Source organism: Streptomyces sp. enrichment culture (genome assembly GCF_964273145.1).
Taxonomy (GTDB): domain Bacteria; phylum Actinomycetota; class Actinomycetes; order Streptomycetales; family Streptomycetaceae; genus Streptomyces.
This window is the reverse complement of sequence record NZ_OZ186873.1, coordinates 3302421-3317518: the sequence shown is the minus strand read 5'-3', so window position 1 is coordinate 3317518 and position 15098 is coordinate 3302421. Positions and strand designations below refer to the sequence as shown.

The following is a 15098-nucleotide window of genomic DNA, read 5'->3' as shown; positions in this document are numbered from 1 at the left end:
GCTGGACATCTCCACACGAGTGCGTGTACATGTGGAGGCACTGCCAGCGGTGCGGAAGACATGGGGGTTTGCGATGCTTTCCAACAGTACGCACCGGTCGGAAAGCCGGTTTCGATGAACGCTCCGCACCCTCCGAAAGTGGCCGGAATCGATTCGACGGTTCCGGCACCCGCCCACACTGTCGCCCCCGCCGTCGGCGTCCCCCCGGTCCGTCCGCGTCCCGCCCCGGCCGCCCCCGGCGCCCTCCTCCAGGACCGGCTGGCCGGCTGGGTCTCCCACCTCACGACCCTGCACGAGCTCACCGAGCGCCTGGCGCGCACGGACACCCTCACCGAGGCCCTGCAGGAACTGCTCCGCGCGGGTTCCGCCCTGGTGGGCGCCCGGCGCGGCCTCGTCGTGCTGGAACCGGCCGACGGGCTGGGCCCCGACACCACCGTCGGACTGGGCCTGGCCCGCACCGACCTCGGCCACCTGGAGACCGTGCCGCGCGCCTCCCTGCCCCACGGCCGGCTCCTGGACGCGCCGGCCGGACCGGAGGACGGCACCGACGGCATCGCCCGGCCCGACCTGTTCGCCGAGGAGGGGCTCGACCCGCGCCACCGCGAGGTCGCCACCCGCCTCGGTTACGCCGCCAGCTACGCCCTCCCCCTGTCCACCGAGGCCGTCGGCCGGCTGGGCGCCGCCGTCTGGCTGTACGACGAGCCCACCGAGCCCGACGAACGCCGGCGTCACCTCGTCGGGCTGTACGCCCGCTACGCCACCGCGCACCTCGCCCGGCTGCGGGAGGTCGAGCGCACGCGCGCGTGCATGGCGACGATGACCGAGGAGCTGCTGCCCCCGCGGTTGCCGCGCATCGCCGGCGTCCGGCTCGCCGTCCGGCACCGCACCGGGCCGCGCGGCGGCGGCGACTGGTACGACGCGCTGCCGCTGCCCGAGGCCGCGCTCGGCCTCGCCGTCGGATCGGTCACCGGCTCGGGACCGAGCGCGGTCGCCGCGATGGGCCGGCTGCGGGCGTCGCTGCGGGCGTACGCCGTGATGGAGGGCGAGGACCCGGTCGCCGTCCTGTCCGACCTGGAGCTGCTGCTGCGGCTGACCGAGCCGGCCCGCTCGGCCACCGCGCTGTTCGGCTACTGCGAGCCCGCCCTGCGCCGGATCACCCTCGCCGGGGCCGGGCACAGCCCGCCGCTGCTGGTCGGGGAGCGGCGCACCGAGTTCGTGGAGACCTCCGTCTCCGCCCCGCTGGGCATGCTCACCTGCTGGGAGGCGCCCAGCGTGCGGATCCACGCGGAACCGGGGGAGACGGTGCTGCTGTACACCGACGGGCTGCTGCGCCGCACCGGCGAGGCGGCCGACCGCGCCTTCGCCCGGCTGTACACGGCGGCGGCCGGGGTGCCGCGGGCGGCGCGCAGCGACCCCGACGCCGTCGCCGAGCACGTGCTGCGCACGGTGCTGCCGGACGGACTGGACCGGACGGGGGGCGAGGAGGACGTCGTGCTGCTGGCGGTCCGTTTCGAGTAGCCGCCCCGCGGCGCCCCGCCGGGCGCCGGGTCCTTCGGCCCCGGGCCCCCTTCCCCGCGTCCGTACGATGGGGAGTGGTCCAGTGCCGTATCAAGGAGGATGACCGTGGCGGAGGAGCTCCCGGAGACCCCGGAGACTTCTGAGGAAGAGCCGATCAAGCAGCGCAAGAACGGCCTGTACCCGGGCGTGTCCGACGAGCTGGCCGAGAACATGAGGAACGGCTGGGCCGACACCGAGCTGCGCGATCTCGCGCCCGTCCCGCAGGTCGCCGAGACCGCCGCCCGCCGTGCCGCGCTGTCCGCGCGCTTCCCCGGCGAGCGCCTGGTGATCCCCGCGGGCAACCTGAAGACCCGCTCGAACGACACCGAGTACCCCTTCCGCGCGTCGGTCGAGTACGCCTACCTCACCGGCAACCAGACCGAGGACGGCGTCCTGGTCCTGGAGCCCGCGGGCGAGGGCCACAAGGCGACGATCTACCTGCTGCCGCGCTCCAACCGCGAGAACGGCGAGTTCTGGCTCGACGGCCAGGGCGAGCTGTGGGTGGGCCGCCGCCACTCCCTCGGCGAGGCCGAGAAGCTCTACGGCATCCCCGCCGCCGACGTGCGCGAGCTGGCCGGGAAGCTGAAGGAAGCTACCGGCCCGGTGCGCGTCGTGCGCGGGTACGACGCCGGCATCGAGGCCGCGCTGACCGACAAGGTCACCGCCGAGCGCGACGAGGAGCTGCGCGTCTTCCTCTCCGAGATGCGGCTGGTGAAGGACGACTTCGAGATCGGCGAGCTGCAGAAGGCCGTCGACTCCACCGTGCGCGGCTTCGAGGACGTGGTGAAGGTCCTCGACAAGGCCGTGGCGACGAGCGAGCGCTACATCGAGGGCACGTTCTTCCTCCGCGCGCGCGTGGAGGGCAACGACGTCGGCTACGGCACCATCGCCGCCGCCGGCCCGCACGCCTGCACGCTGCACTGGGTCCGCAACGACGGCCCGGTCCGCCCCGGCGACCTGCTGCTGCTGGACGCGGGCGTGGAGACGCACACGTACTACACCGCCGACGTCACGCGGACGCTGCCGGTCGACGGCCGCTTCAGCGAGATCCAGAAGAAGATCTACGACGCGGTGTACGAGGCCCAGGAGGCCGGCATCGCGGCGGTGAGGCCGGGCGCCAAGTACCGCGACTTCCACGACGCGGCCCAGCGCGTGCTGGCCGGGAAGCTGGTCGAGTGGGGCCTGGTCGAGGGGCCGGTGGAGCGGGTGCTGGAGCTGGGGCTGCAGCGCCGCTGGACGCTGCACGGCACCGGTCACATGCTCGGCATGGACGTCCACGACTGCGCCGCCGCGCGGACCGAGACGTACGTCGACGGCGTGCTGGAGCCGGGCATGTGCCTGACGGTGGAGCCGGGGCTGTACTTCCAGGCCGACGACCTGACCGTGCCGGAGGAGTACCGGGGCATCGGCGTCCGCATCGAGGACGACATCCTGGTCACCGAGGACGGCAACCGGAACCTCTCCGCCGCGCTGCCGAGGCGCTCGGACGAGGTCGAGGCGTGGATGGCCTCGCTGAAGGGCTGACGCGGCGGCCCGGACGGCCGGGTTCCGAACGTGTGCCGGGGGCCGGGCGCGCCGGCGCGTGCCCGCTCCCCCGGTTGTCCGGGCGGCGGTCAGACCGCCATCAGGGGCGCGTCCTTCCGCCACTTGAGGATCTTGTCGAAGCTCACCACGGCCCCGCCCCGGCCCGGTTTGTTGCCGATCTGGACGTGGTCGGCGAGCTCCTGGATGAGGCACAGCCCACGGCCGTGCTCGGCCTCGGCGGACGCGGGAGGGGCCGCCCGGCCGCCGCCCGGCCGCCCGGCGGAACCGGAGGGAAAGCCGGGGCCCGCGTCGGCCACCTCGATGCGGCACCGCTCGCCGTCGAGGTAGGCGGTGACGCAATAGGCCCCCGTCGAGCCGCCGTCCCCGGTGCCGCCGCCGTGCTCCACGGCGTTGGCGCAGGCCTCGCTCAGGGCGATGGAGAGGTCGTAGGAGACGTCGGGGTCGACGCCCGCGGTCTCCATCGTGCCGAGCAGCAGGCGACGCGCCAGCGGCACACTCGCAGCCTCGCGCCGCAAATGGAGTGACCACCAGATGCTCATGCTCCAGCCTCCCGGCCGCGGCTCGACATACCGTTACGTATTGCCCCGGGTGCCCGGACGTAAGCACGGGGTCGCCATGCTGACGCCCGTACGGCGGATGCGCCCGCCGCGGCGGTCGGTGTATGGAGGGACGGCCCGCGCCGGGGGGACTTTCCGGTCGTACGTCATCTTGCGGACCTCTCCTACGGCGCCGGCCGGGCCAGTGGGATGATGAGTCCGCCATGACTGCCCCCCACCAGCGCGCGGCGCGCTCCGGAAGCGAGCCGAGGGATCCGAGGGTCCCCGGCGGCGCCGGCGTCCGCACGGACCCGCGGGATCTGAGGATCCTGCGGGCCGTGGTGTTCGCCGCGGTCTGCGTCGTGCTGTCGGCGGCGGGGCACGTGCCGGCCTCCTGCGCCGCCGTCCCGCCGTGGGCGCTGGGCGCGGGCTTCCTCGGGGCGGCCGCGGTGGCCGTGCCGCTCGCCGGACGGGCTCGCTCGCTGCCGGGGATCGCGGCGCTGCTCGCGGGCGGCCAGATCGCCCTGCACACGCTGTTCGGGCTGGGGCAGCAGGCCGCGGCGGCGGGACGGGCCGCCTCCGCCGGTGACGCGTCGCTGGCCCGGCAGGCCGCGCGCCTGGTGTGCGGGACCACCGCGGCGGCGCTCAGCCCGGCCGAGGCACGGCGGATCCTCACCGACGCGCGCGTGGCCCCGGACCCCGGTGCCGGCGCCCACCACCCGGCAGGCGCCCTGTCCGCCGCGGACTCGCCGGTGTCGCTGCTGCCGTCCTTGCCCATGCTGCTCGGTCACGTCCTCGCGGCCCTCGCCGCGGGCTGGCTGCTGCACCGCGGCGACCTGGCCCTGGCCCGGCTCGTGGACCTGTCGGCCCACTCGGCGCACCTGGTGGCCGAGGGGGCGGCCGTACGGGCCCTGCGCGGGGCGCTCGCGCTGGTGCGCGCCCTGCAGGCCGGGCTCCCGGGCGCGCCCGGCAACGGTCCGCGTCCGCGGGCCGACCTGCCGGCGCCGCCCCGGCTGCGCACCGCCGTCCTCCAGCACACCGTGATCAGGCGCGGGCCGCCGCGCGCCGCGCTCGTCCTCGCCGCCTGACACGACGCGACCACCACTCCGCACCGCCGCTTCCGGCCGGAAGCTGCGGGGACCGGAGGGGGCCGCCGTCGTGCGGCACGCGCGTGTGCGCCCGTCCGGTCCGTGACCGGCACCGTCGCCGCGGCCCCGCGTGGCCCCGGACCGGCGGACCACCGCCGCGCACCCGCGCCCTCCCCCCCTTCCGCAGTCCTTGTCACCGCTCCGGCGTCCCTGCCGGAGCCCACTCGAAGCGGAGTGCTTCTGCCATGAGGGTTTCCCGTATCGCCGCCGCCGGCGCCGCCGCCGGCGCCGCCGTCCTCGCCCTGTCCGCCCCCGCCTTCGCGCACGTCTCCGTGCAGCCGGAGGGCGAGGCCGCCAAGGGCGGGTACGCGGTCGTCGACTTCAAGGTCCCCAACGAGCGCGACAACGCCTCCACCGTCAAGGTCGAGGTCACCTTCCCCGCCGACCAGCCGCTGGCGTCCGTGATGCCGCAGCCGGTCCAGGGCTGGGACATCAAGGTGACCAAGTCCGCGCTGGACAAGCCGATCGAGTCCCACGGACGGGAGATCACCGAGGCGGTCGGCAAGATCACCTGGACCGCCGACGGGGACGGCATCCGGCCGGGCTTCTTCCAGAAGTTCCCGGTCTCCGTCGGCGCGCTGCCCGAGAACGCCGACCGGATGGTCTTCAAGGCGATCCAGACGTACTCCAACAAGGAGGTCGTCCGCTGGATCGAGGTTCCGCAGGAAGGCCAGGAGGAGCCCGAGACCCCGGCTCCGGTGCTGGAACTGTCCGAGGCCGAGGACGACCACGGCCACGACGCCTCCGGCGCCTCCTCCGAGGAGGCCTCCGACGAGACCGGGTCCGCGTCCGGGAACACCGCCGCGTCCGGTTCGTCGTCCGACGGCACCGACACCACCGCCCGGGTGCTCGGCGTCGCCGGCATCGTCGTCGGCGCGGCGGGCGTGGCCTACGGCGTGTTCGCCGGGCGCCGGCGCGGCAACGCCTGACGATCTTCCCGTTCGCGGTGCGCACCGGGGTCCCGGAGGACCCCGGTGCGCACCGGAACACTTACATCTGGGACATTTTTCTATGCGCAAGAAGACGTTCGCCGCGGCTGCGGCGCTGCTCGCCGCCGCTTCCCTGACCCTGACCGCCTGCGGCAGCGGTGACGGCGGCGACCGGCCCGCCGCCGTGGTCTCCGAGGAGACCGGCGGCCAGAAGGCCGCCACCGTGCTCGACAAGCCGTTCGAGAAGCCGGACCTGGTCCTCACCGACACACACGGGAAGAAGTACGACTTCCGCCAGGAGACCGCGGGCCGGCCGACCCTGCTGTACTTCGGCTACACCCACTGCCCCGACGTGTGCCCGCTGACGATGAACAACATCGCCGTGGCCAAGAAGCAGCTCCCCGAGGCCGAGCAGGACAAGCTGCGCGTCGTGTTCGTCACGACCGACCCCGAACGCGACACCCCCGCCGCGCTCGGCGCCTGGCTCAAGGGCATCGATTCCCAGATCGTCGGCCTGACCGGCGACTTCGCCACCATCCAGGCCGGCGCCCGCACCCTGGGCATCTCCATCGAACCGTCGCAGAAGGACAAGAACGGCAAGGTCGTCTCCATGCACGGCACCCAAGTCATCGCCTTCTCTCCGAAGACCGACGCGGGATACGTCCTGTACGGCGAGGACGCCGGCGTCGACGACTACACCGAGGACCTGCCCAAGCTCATCACGGGAGCCAAGCCGTGAGGCGTCCGGCCGCTCCCCTCGCCGCGGCCCTCGGCGCCGCGCTGCTCCTGGCCGGCTGCGGCGCGGACGGCTCCGGCTCCCCGGCCGAGCTCTCGGTCAGCGCCGCCTACATGCCACAGCCCGTCTCCGACTCGATGGCGGCCGGGTTCCTGACCCTCACCAACGAGGGCGGCACGAAGGACGAGCTGACCTCCGTCACCAGCGAGCTGGGCGAGGTCACCGTGCACGAGACCGTGGGCGGGGTGATGCGGGAGACCGGTTCCCTCGCGGTGCCCGCGCACGGCCGGCTGGTGCTCGAGAGCGGCGGCAGCCACCTGATGTTCGAAAAGCTGAAGCACCGGCCGAAGGAGGGTGAGAAGGTCTCCGTCGAGCTGCACTTCGCCCACTCCGACCCCGTCCGCGCCGAGCTGCCGGTGAAACCGGCCACGTACCGCCCGTCGACCGGACACTGAGGGAGGACCCTGTGACACGGACCATCGCCCCCCGCGTCCGGCCCCTGGTGCTGCTGCTCCTGGCGGTCGTCGGCGCGCTGCTCGCCGGTGCCGCCCCGGCCTCCGCGCACGCCGCGCTGACCGGCAGCGACCCCCGGCAGGGGGCGGTGGTCGACAAGGCGCCGGCCGTGGTGTCGCTCACCTTCTCCGAGGAGGTGTCGACGGACGGCGACTCGCTGCGCGTGCTCGACCCCAGGGGCGAACGCGTCGACGACGGGACGCCGGCCCGCACCGGCGGCACGACGTACGCCGTGGGACTGCACGCGGGGCTGCCCGACGGCACGTACACGGTGACCTACCGGGTGGTGTCCGCCGACAGCCATCCCGTCGCCGGCGCCTACACCTTCTCCATCGGCGCGCCTTCCGAGACGTCCGTGTCGGTGGCCGAGCAGACGGCCGACGGCGGAGTCGTCGGCTGGCTGTACGGGCTCGGGCGGTACGTGTCGTACGCCGGTTTCATCGTGCTGGCCGGCGGTGCCGCCTTCGTGCTCGCCTGCTGGCAGCGGGGGGCGGGGACGCGGGCCGTGCAGCGGCTCGTCGTCTCCGGGTGGGTCGCGCTCACCGCGTCCACGCTGGTACTGCTGCTCCTGCGGGGCTCGTACACCGGTTCCGGGAGGATCGGTGACGTCTTCGACCTGGAGCTGCTCGGGCAGGTGCTCCAGACCAAGACCGGCGCGGCGCTGGTGTCCCGGCTGCTGCTGCTCGCCGCGGCGGCGCTGTTCGTGGCCGTGCTCTTCGGGGCGTACGACAAGCGGCAGGACGCGGAGAGACGCGATCTGGCCTTCGGGCTCGCGGTCGGCGGCGCCGTCGTCGCGGCCGGGATCGCCGCGAGCTGGGCGATGGCCGAGCACGCCTCCACCGGGCTCCAGCCCGGCATCGCCATGCCGGTCGACGTCGTCCACCTGCTGGCCGCCGCCGCCTGGCTCGGCGGGCTCACCGCCCTGCTCGTCGCGCTGTACCGGGCGCCCGCCGAGACACCGGTCGAGGCGGGTGCCGTACGCCGGTTCTCGCGCCTCGCGTTCGGCAGTGTGATCGCCCTGGTGGCGACGGGCGCCTACCAGTCCTGGCGCCAGCTCGGATCCTGGTCGGCCCTCACCGACACCCGGTACGGGCAGCTGCTGCTCGTGAAGATCGGGCTCGTCGCGGTGCTCGTCGGCATCGCGGCCGTCTCGCGGAGGTGGACGGCCCGGCTGACCGGGTCCGTGCCGCCGGCCGCGGGCGGGCGGGGGAAGGAGCCCGGCGGGGAACGGGCCGCCGGCGGCTCCGAAGGGGCTCTTGCCGACGGTTGCGGGAAGGCCCCCGTCGGCGGCCCCGGGGAGCAGGTAGCCGAGGGGGCCGCGGCTTCGGGCGGCACCGGTTGCGGGGAGGACGCCACCGACCCGGTGCGCGTCGCTCAGCTCGCCCGGCAGCGGGCCGCGCGGGAGGCCGCACGGCAGAAGCGGATGCGGGACGCCGATCCGCACCGCTTCGGACTGCGCCGCTCGGTGCTCACCGAGGCGGGCGTCGCGGTGGTGCTGCTCGCCGTGACGACCGCGCTGACGCAGAGCGAACCGGGGCGTACGGAGCAGGAGGCCGCGGCGGCCTCGTCGCGGGCCGTACCGTCCACCGCTTCCGGGACGCCGGTCCTGGAGATGCCGTTCGACACCGGCGGTGAGGACGGCAAGGGCGTCGTGCGGGTCGAGCTCGACCCCGGGCGGCCGGGCGGCAACGCCGTGCACGTCTACGTCGAGCGGCCGGACGGACGCGCCTTCGACGTCCCCGAGGTGAAGCTCGCCCTCACCCTGGAGTCCCGCGACATCGGGCCGCTGCCCGTCGCCCCCGACCACATCACCACCGGACACTGGTCGGCGAGCGGAGTGCAGATCCCCATGGCGGGCGACTGGAAGATCGCCGCGACCGTGCGGACCTCCGACATCGACCAGGTCACCGTCTCCGAGAACACGCAGATCGGCTGAACCGCACCATGGCTGACCACTCCATTCCGCAGACCCGCAGGCCGGACACGGCCCTTGTGGGAACCACCGCGAAGGACGCCTCCTCCCGCACGGACGGCATCTCCCGGCGGCGGTTGCTCGGCACCGCCGGTGCCACCGGGCTCGCGCTCGGCGCGGCGGGCGGCGCCGCGGGATACGCCGCCGCGCCCTCCGAGGCGACGCCGCTGACCTCGCTCGGCGCCGGGCAGGTGACGTTTCACGGGAAACATCAGCCCGGCATCACCACGCCGATGCAGGCACGCGGCCACCTCGTCGCCTTCGACCTGGTGGCGGGCGCCGGCCGCAAGGAGGCCGCCGCGCTGCTGCGCCGCTGGTCGGACACGGCCCGGCGGCTGATGGCGGGCGAGCCTGCCGCGCACGGCGACACCGACGTGGCCCGGGACGCCGGGCCGTCGTCCCTGACCGTCACCTTCGGCTTCGGGCACGGCTTCTTCGCCCGTACCGGCCTGGAGAAGCAGCGTCCCGCCGCCCTCGACCCGCTGCCCGACTTCTCCTCCGACCGGCTCGACAAGAAGCGCAGCGACGGCGACCTGTGGGTGCAGATCGGTGCCGACGACGCCCTCGTCGCCTTCCACGCCCTGCGCGCGCTCCAGAAGGACGCGGGTTCCGCCGCCCGCGTCCGCTGGCAGATGAACGGCTTCAACCGCTCGCCGGGCGCCACCGCCCACCCCATGACGACCCGCAACCTGATGGGCCAGGTCGACGGCACCAACAACCCCAAGCCGTCCGATCCCGACTTCGAGCGGCGGATCTTCGTCCCGGCGGACGGCGAGCCCGCGTGGATGGCGAACGGTTCCTACGTCGTCGTACGCCGCATCCGCATGCTCCTGGACGACTGGGAGAAGCTGTCGGGCAGGGAGCAGGAGGAGGTCATAGGGCGCCGGAAGGCGGACGGGGCACCGCTGACCGGGGGGTCGGAGACGACCGAGATGGACCTGGAGAAGACCGACACCGAAGGCAACCTGATCGTGCCGGTGAACGCGCACGCCCGCATCACCCGCCCCGACCAGAACGGCGGCGCGGCCATGCTGCGGCGCCCCTTCTCCTACCACGACGGCTTCGACGCCGACGGCGTGCCGGACGCGGGCCTGCTGTTCATCTGCTGGCAGGCCGATCCGCTGCGCGGGTTCGTGCCGGTGCAGCGCAAGCTGGACCGCGGGGACGCGCTGTCGGCGTTCGTCCGGCACGAGGCGAGCGGCCTGTTCGCGGTGCCGGGCGGGGCCGCGGAGGGGGAGTACGTGGGGCAGCGGCTGCTGGAGGGGTGATCCGTCGCCCGGCGGTGTGGTGTGCCGGGGAAGGCGTCCCGCGCGCCGTACCAGGCCATTAGGGTGAGGACATGCCAGCGAGCTACGCGTATCTCGGCCCCGAGGGCACCTTCACCGAAGTCGCCCTGCGGACGCTCCCGGAGGCGGCGATCCGGGAGCTGGTCCCGTACGTCTCCGTGCAGTCCGCGCTGGACGCGGTGCGCACCGGCGAGGCCGAGGCCGCGTTCGTGCCGATCGAGAACTCCGTCGAGGGCGGCATCACCACCACCCTCGACGAACTGGTGGCGGGCCGGCCCCTGATGATCTACCGCGAGGTGCTGCTGTCGATCACCTTCGCGCTGCTGGTCCGCCCCGGCACCCGGCTGTCGGACATCAAGACGGTGACCGCGCACCCGGCCGCCCAGCCCCAGGTGCGCAACTGGCTGAAGCGGAACCTGCCCGACGCGGTGTGGGAGTCGGCCGCCTCCAACGCCGACGGCGCCCGCCTGGTGCAGGAGGGCCGGTACGACGCGGCCTTCGCCGGCGAGTTCGCCGCCGCCCGGTACGGCCTCGAGGCCCTGGAGACCGGGATCCACGACGCGGAGAACGCCCAGACGCGGTTCGTGCTGGTCGGCCGCCCCGCCCGTCCGGCCGCGCCGACCGGCGCCGACAAGACGTCCGTGGTGCTGTGGCAGCGCGACGACCACCCCGGTGGCCTGCGCGATCTGCTGGGCGAGTTCGCCACGCGCGGCATCAACCTCATGCTGCTCCAGTCCCGCCCGACCGGAGCCGGCATCGGCAACTACTGCTTCTGCATCGACGCCGAGGGCCACATCTCCGACCGCAGGATGGCGGAGGCGCTGATGGGGCTGAAGCGGATCTGCCTCCAGGTACGCTTCCTCGGCTCCTATCCGCGGGCCGACGTGACGGCGGCGGGCGTGCGGCCGCCGCGGCCGGGGACCTCGGACGAGGAGTTCGCGGCGGCGGCGGACTGGGTGGCGCGCTGCCAGGACGGCAGGTTCTGACCGGTCGTCACCGCTTCCGGCCGGGCACGACCGCTCCCATCGGGCACAGCCGCCCGTGCGGACACGATCGCCCCCCGTCCGGGCACAGCCGCCCGTGCCCGGTGGTGGCGATGTTTTCCACAGAGGTTATCCACAGGTCCTCATCTCGACCTGGGGACAAGTCGACAACGGAAGGGCCGGCGGTCGACAAATCACCCCCCAGGCCCCACTTCACCCACAGAGGGGCGGGTCCCCCTTCGTCCACCCGTTTCCCCTGCTCCACTCGTCGGAGTGACCCGTTTCCACTCGAAAGTGCGCCGACGGCGGGTTTCGACCGGGAATCATTCGTCCGGGATGCCCGATTCGGAATGGCCAATTCCCTAGTCCACAGAACTTTCGCACAGCCTGTGGATAACTACCCGGGGGTGTGGATTCCTGTGGACAACCACGGCCCCAAATCCCCGCCCGCACAAGGAAGTCGAGTCAACCCGACGCCTCGCGCATCCACCTCGTCCAGGTAATGGGAGACTTTTTGTTGACGGCCGGGAATGCTTGGGGCAATTGCCGCATAACGGAGCGTAATGCGCGACGGTGAATACGGAGTCGTGGGCTGTCACCCCGCACCGGTAGCCTTGACCGCGTGATTGACCTTCGTCTGCTCCGTGAGGACCCCGACCGTGTGCGCGCCTCCCAGCGCGCCCGTGGAGAGGACGTCGCGCTCGTCGACTCCCTCCTCTCCGCCGACGAGCGGCGCAGGTCGTCCGGCGTCCGCTTCGACGAGCTGCGCGCCGAGCAGAAGGCGCTCGGCAAGCTCATCGGCAAGGCCACCGGGGACGAGAAGGCCGAACTGCTGAAGAAGGCGAGCCAGCTCGCCGCCGACGTCAAGGCCGCCGACGCCGAGCGCGACGCGGCCGACGCCGAGACCCAGGAACTGCTCCGGAAGCTCGGCAACCTCGTCCACCCCGACGTGCCCGTCGGCGGCGAGGAGGACTTCGTCACGCTGGAGACGCACGGCACGATCCGCGACTTCGCCGCCGAGGGCTTCGAGCCCAAGGACCACCTGGAGCTCGGCCAGCTGCTCGGCGCCATCGACGTCGAGCGCGGCGCCAAGGTCTCCGGCTCCCGCTTCTACTTCCTCACCGGCATCGGCGCCCTGCTGGAGCTCGCGCTGGTGAACGCGGCGATGGCACAGGCCACGGCGGCCGGCTTCACGCCGATGCTGACGCCGGCGCTGGTGCGCCCCCAGTCGATGGCGGGCACCGGCTTCCTCGGCCAGGCGGCCCAGGACGTCTACCACCTGGCCGACGACGACCTGTACCTGGTCGGCACGTCCGAGGTGGCGCTGGCCGCCTACCACATGGACGAGATCATCGACGCCGACCGCCTGCCGCTGCGCTACGCGGGCTTCTCCCCCTGCTTCCGCCGTGAGGCCGGGTCGCACGGCAAGGACACGCGGGGCATCTTCCGCGTCCACCAGTTCGACAAGGTCGAGATGTTCTCCTACGTCACCCCGGAGGAGTCGCAGGAGGAGCACCGGCGGCTGCTGGAGTGGGAGAAGCAGTGGCTGACCTCGCTGGAGCTGCCGTTCCGCGTGATCGACGTCGCCTCCGCCGACCTCGGCTCCTCGGCCGCCCGCAAGTTCGACTGCGAGGCGTGGATCCCGACCCAGGGCAAGTACCGCGAGCTGACCTCGACCTCGGACTGCACCGAGTTCCAGTCCCGCCGCCTGTCGATCCGGGTCCGCGAGGACAAGAAGGTGCGCCCGCTGGCGACGCTCAACGGCACCCTGTGCGCCGTACCGCGCACGATCGTGGCGATCCTGGAGAACCACCAGCAGGCCGACGGTTCGGTGCGCGTGCCCGAGGTGCTGCGTCCGTACCTGGGCGGCCGGGAGGTCCTGGAACCGGTGGCCGAGTGAGCGAGCCGGGGTCCGCCGCGGGCCTTTCGTACCGGCTGATCGCGACCGACCTCGACGGGACGCTGCTGCGTTCCGACGACTCGGTCTCGCAGCGCACCCGTGAGGCGCTCGCCGCGGCCACCGCGGCGGGCGCCGCCCACATCGTCGTCACCGGCCGCGCGGTCCCGTGGACCCGCCACATCCTCGACGACCTCGGCTACGACGGGCTCGCGGTGTGCGGGCAGGGAGCCCAGGTCTACGACGCCGGGGCGCACCGCCTGCTGACGTCGGTGACCCTGGACCGCCAGCTGGCCGGGGTGGCGCTGGCCAAGATCGAGGCGGAGACCGGCCCGCTGTACCTGGCGGCCAGCCGTGACGGCCTCGACGGCGAGGTGCTGGTCGGCCCCGGTTACGAGACGCACGGCTCCCTGCCGTCGGTCCCCTTCACCGATGCCTCCGACCTGTGGTCCGCGCCGCTGAACAAGATCTACGTGCAGCACCCGACGCTGTCGGACGACGAGCTGGCCGAGGTGGCCCGGCAGGCCGCGGGCGGCTTCGTCACGGTCACCATGGCCGGTGCGGGCATCGTCGAGCTGCTCCCCCTCGGCCTGTCCAAGGCCACCGGCCTGTCCCTGGCGGCCCGCCGCCTCGGTGTGCGGGCCGCGGAGACGATCGCCTTCGGCGACATGCCCAACGACATCCCGATGTTCGGCTGGGCGGCGCGGGGTGTGGCCATGGCCAACGCCCACCAGGAGCTCAAGGCGGTCGCCGACGAGGTGACGGCCTCCAACGACGAGGACGGCATCGCGGTGGTGCTGGAGCGGTTGCTGGGCTGACGCCCCGCGACCGGCGGTGACGCGCGGACCGAACGCGCGCGGGTCCCCCGGCCCCGGTTCGGTGAGCCGGTGCCTCGCCCCCGGCCGATCGAGCCTCCGGGGCGGCCGGGCGGTCCCGGCGCCCCGTGTGCCCGAGCGGCCGCCCGGCCGGTCCGCCCGCCCCCACCGGTCCGCTCGCCCGGCCGGTTCCCGGGCGGGGCGGGCTCGGCGCGGGAGCGGTGACTGCCCCGGAGCCCGCCGCGGGCCGCCCCGCCGGGAGCCGGACGTCCCCTCGTGCGGGGACGTCGCCCGGCTCCTCCCCCGGATCACGGCGCCGCCACGATCCCGGCGGCGTGGACACCATCGGCGGGCGGACGGGCCGGACACCACGCCTCCGATGGATCAGGGGAGTCCCGCCGCGTGGTCCGGGAAGCCTCGCCGCGTGGTCCGGGCGGCCTCGCCGCAGGACCCGGAGTCCGTCATTCCTCCCCGGCCAGGGTCAGTGACCGGAGTCTCCGTCCGGCGTACCAGGTCGCCAGCACGGTCACCGCGGCCAGCAGCACCGTCGCCGTCGGCAGGCCGACGTCCGAGGTCACCAGGGTGCCGTCGGCGACCTGCTGCGCCACCGCCAGCGACCACTGCTGAACGCTCAGCGTGCGTACCCCGAGCACCAGGGAGCCCAGCAGGGCCTCCCAGACCAGGGCGTAGACCAGCCCGAACACCACCGCGTGCCGGGAGACCGTGCCCAGCAGCAGGAACAGGGCCGCGTACGCGATGGAGGCGACCAGCGCGGCGACCGTGTAGGCGACGGCCACCTGCTGGCCGTTGCCGTTGAGGATCAGGCCGGCGATCAGCGTCGGCACGGCGGAGAAGACCATCGTCACGGCGATCGCGACGATCAGCTTGGTGAAGATGATCGACGGCCGCTTGACCGGCTTCGACAGCAGGTACACCACCGAGCCGTCGTCGATCTCCGGGCCGATCGCGCCGGTGCCGGCGATCACACCGATGATCGGGACCATCGTGGCGAGGGCGAATCCGCCCAGCACGTCGGCCGCGGTCTGGTCGTCGGCTCCGGACAGGGCGCGCACCGCCACGGCGATGACCAGCAGCAACAGGGGCAGCGCGCCCAGGATGAGGGCCCGGCGGCGGCCGAGCAGGGCCCGGTAGGTGAGCCGGGCGACTGTGGGGTCGTACAT

The 15098-nt window shown here is 73.6% G+C and carries 13 protein-coding genes; 11 read left to right on the top strand and 2 right to left on the bottom strand.

The features are described from left to right. Positions 1–114: 114 nt before the first annotated feature. Together ACSU6Z_RS14935 and ACSU6Z_RS14930 are read left to right on the top strand one after the other, a co-directional pair. Positions 115–1518, top strand: coding sequence for a PP2C family protein-serine/threonine phosphatase (locus ACSU6Z_RS14935; protein ID WP_437046010.1), 1404 nt, complete (start codon positions 115–117; stop codon positions 1516–1518). A gap of 99 nt (positions 1519–1617) precedes the next feature. Further along, positions 1618–3081 carry an aminopeptidase P family protein gene (locus ACSU6Z_RS14930; RefSeq protein ID WP_437046008.1) on the top strand — a complete coding sequence of 488 codons (1464 nt, stop codon included), beginning with the start codon at positions 1618–1620 and terminating at the stop codon, positions 3079–3081. An 89-nt stretch (positions 3082–3170) separates the two neighbouring features. Here ACSU6Z_RS14930 and ACSU6Z_RS14925 read toward each other — a convergent pair whose 3' ends face one another. After that, positions 3171–3641, bottom strand: coding sequence for an ATP-binding protein (locus tag ACSU6Z_RS14925; RefSeq protein WP_437046006.1), 471 nt, complete (start codon positions 3639–3641; stop codon positions 3171–3173). Positions 3642–3862: 221 nt separating this feature from the next. On the opposite strand from ACSU6Z_RS14925, the gene ACSU6Z_RS14920 reads away from it, so the two are divergent. The 9 genes from ACSU6Z_RS14920 to ACSU6Z_RS14880 all read left to right on the top strand — a co-directional run bounded on the left by ACSU6Z_RS14920 (position 3863) and on the right by ACSU6Z_RS14880 (position 13920). After that, a complete protein-coding gene (locus ACSU6Z_RS14920) occupies positions 3863–4726 on the top strand; it encodes a hypothetical protein (protein ID WP_437046004.1) in 864 nt (287 codons plus the stop codon). Positions 4727–4971: 245 nt separating this feature from the next. Then, positions 4972–5715, top strand: coding sequence for a YcnI family copper-binding membrane protein (locus ACSU6Z_RS14915; RefSeq protein WP_437046003.1), 744 nt, complete (start codon positions 4972–4974; stop codon positions 5713–5715). Between the two features lie 82 nt (positions 5716–5797). Next, positions 5798–6454 (top strand): SCO family protein, encoded by a 657-nt coding sequence (locus ACSU6Z_RS14910; protein ID WP_437046001.1) that lies wholly within the window; start codon positions 5798–5800, stop codon positions 6452–6454. Further along, positions 6451–6906 carry a copper chaperone PCu(A)C gene (locus tag ACSU6Z_RS14905; protein WP_437046000.1) on the top strand — a complete coding sequence of 152 codons (456 nt, stop codon included), beginning with the start codon at positions 6451–6453 and terminating at the stop codon, positions 6904–6906. Before ACSU6Z_RS14910 ends, ACSU6Z_RS14905 begins: the two co-directional genes overlap by 4 nt. Positions 6907–6917: 11 nt before the next feature. Beyond that, entirely contained in the window at positions 6918–8900 is a 1983-nt protein-coding gene (locus ACSU6Z_RS14900; protein WP_437045999.1) for a copper resistance CopC/CopD family protein, read from the top strand. An 8-nt stretch (positions 8901–8908) separates the two neighbouring features. Next, positions 8909–10204, top strand: coding sequence for an iron uptake transporter deferrochelatase/peroxidase subunit (gene efeB, locus ACSU6Z_RS14895; RefSeq protein ID WP_437045997.1), 1296 nt, complete (start codon positions 8909–8911; stop codon positions 10202–10204). Positions 10205–10275: 71 nt separating this feature from the next. Continuing rightward, positions 10276–11208 (top strand): prephenate dehydratase, encoded by a 933-nt coding sequence (gene pheA / locus ACSU6Z_RS14890; RefSeq protein WP_437045995.1) that lies wholly within the window; start codon positions 10276–10278, stop codon positions 11206–11208. 619 nt (positions 11209–11827) lie between these two features. Next, on the top strand, positions 11828–13105 hold the full coding sequence (gene serS / locus ACSU6Z_RS14885) for a serine--tRNA ligase (protein WP_437045993.1): 1278 nt from the start codon (positions 11828–11830) through the stop codon (positions 13103–13105). Beyond that, the gene (locus tag ACSU6Z_RS14880) at positions 13102–13920 is read left to right on the top strand and encodes an HAD family hydrolase (protein WP_437045991.1); all 819 of its coding nucleotides are present in this window, start codon (positions 13102–13104) and stop codon (positions 13918–13920) included. The genes serS and ACSU6Z_RS14880 overlap by 4 nt, the downstream gene beginning before the upstream one ends. Before the next feature lie 458 nt (positions 13921–14378). Here the strand turns inward: ACSU6Z_RS14880 and ACSU6Z_RS14875 are convergent, their stop codons facing one another. Next, positions 14379–15098 carry an ABC transporter permease subunit gene (locus tag ACSU6Z_RS14875; protein WP_437045989.1) on the bottom strand — a complete coding sequence of 240 codons (720 nt, stop codon included), beginning with the start codon at positions 15096–15098 and terminating at the stop codon, positions 14379–14381.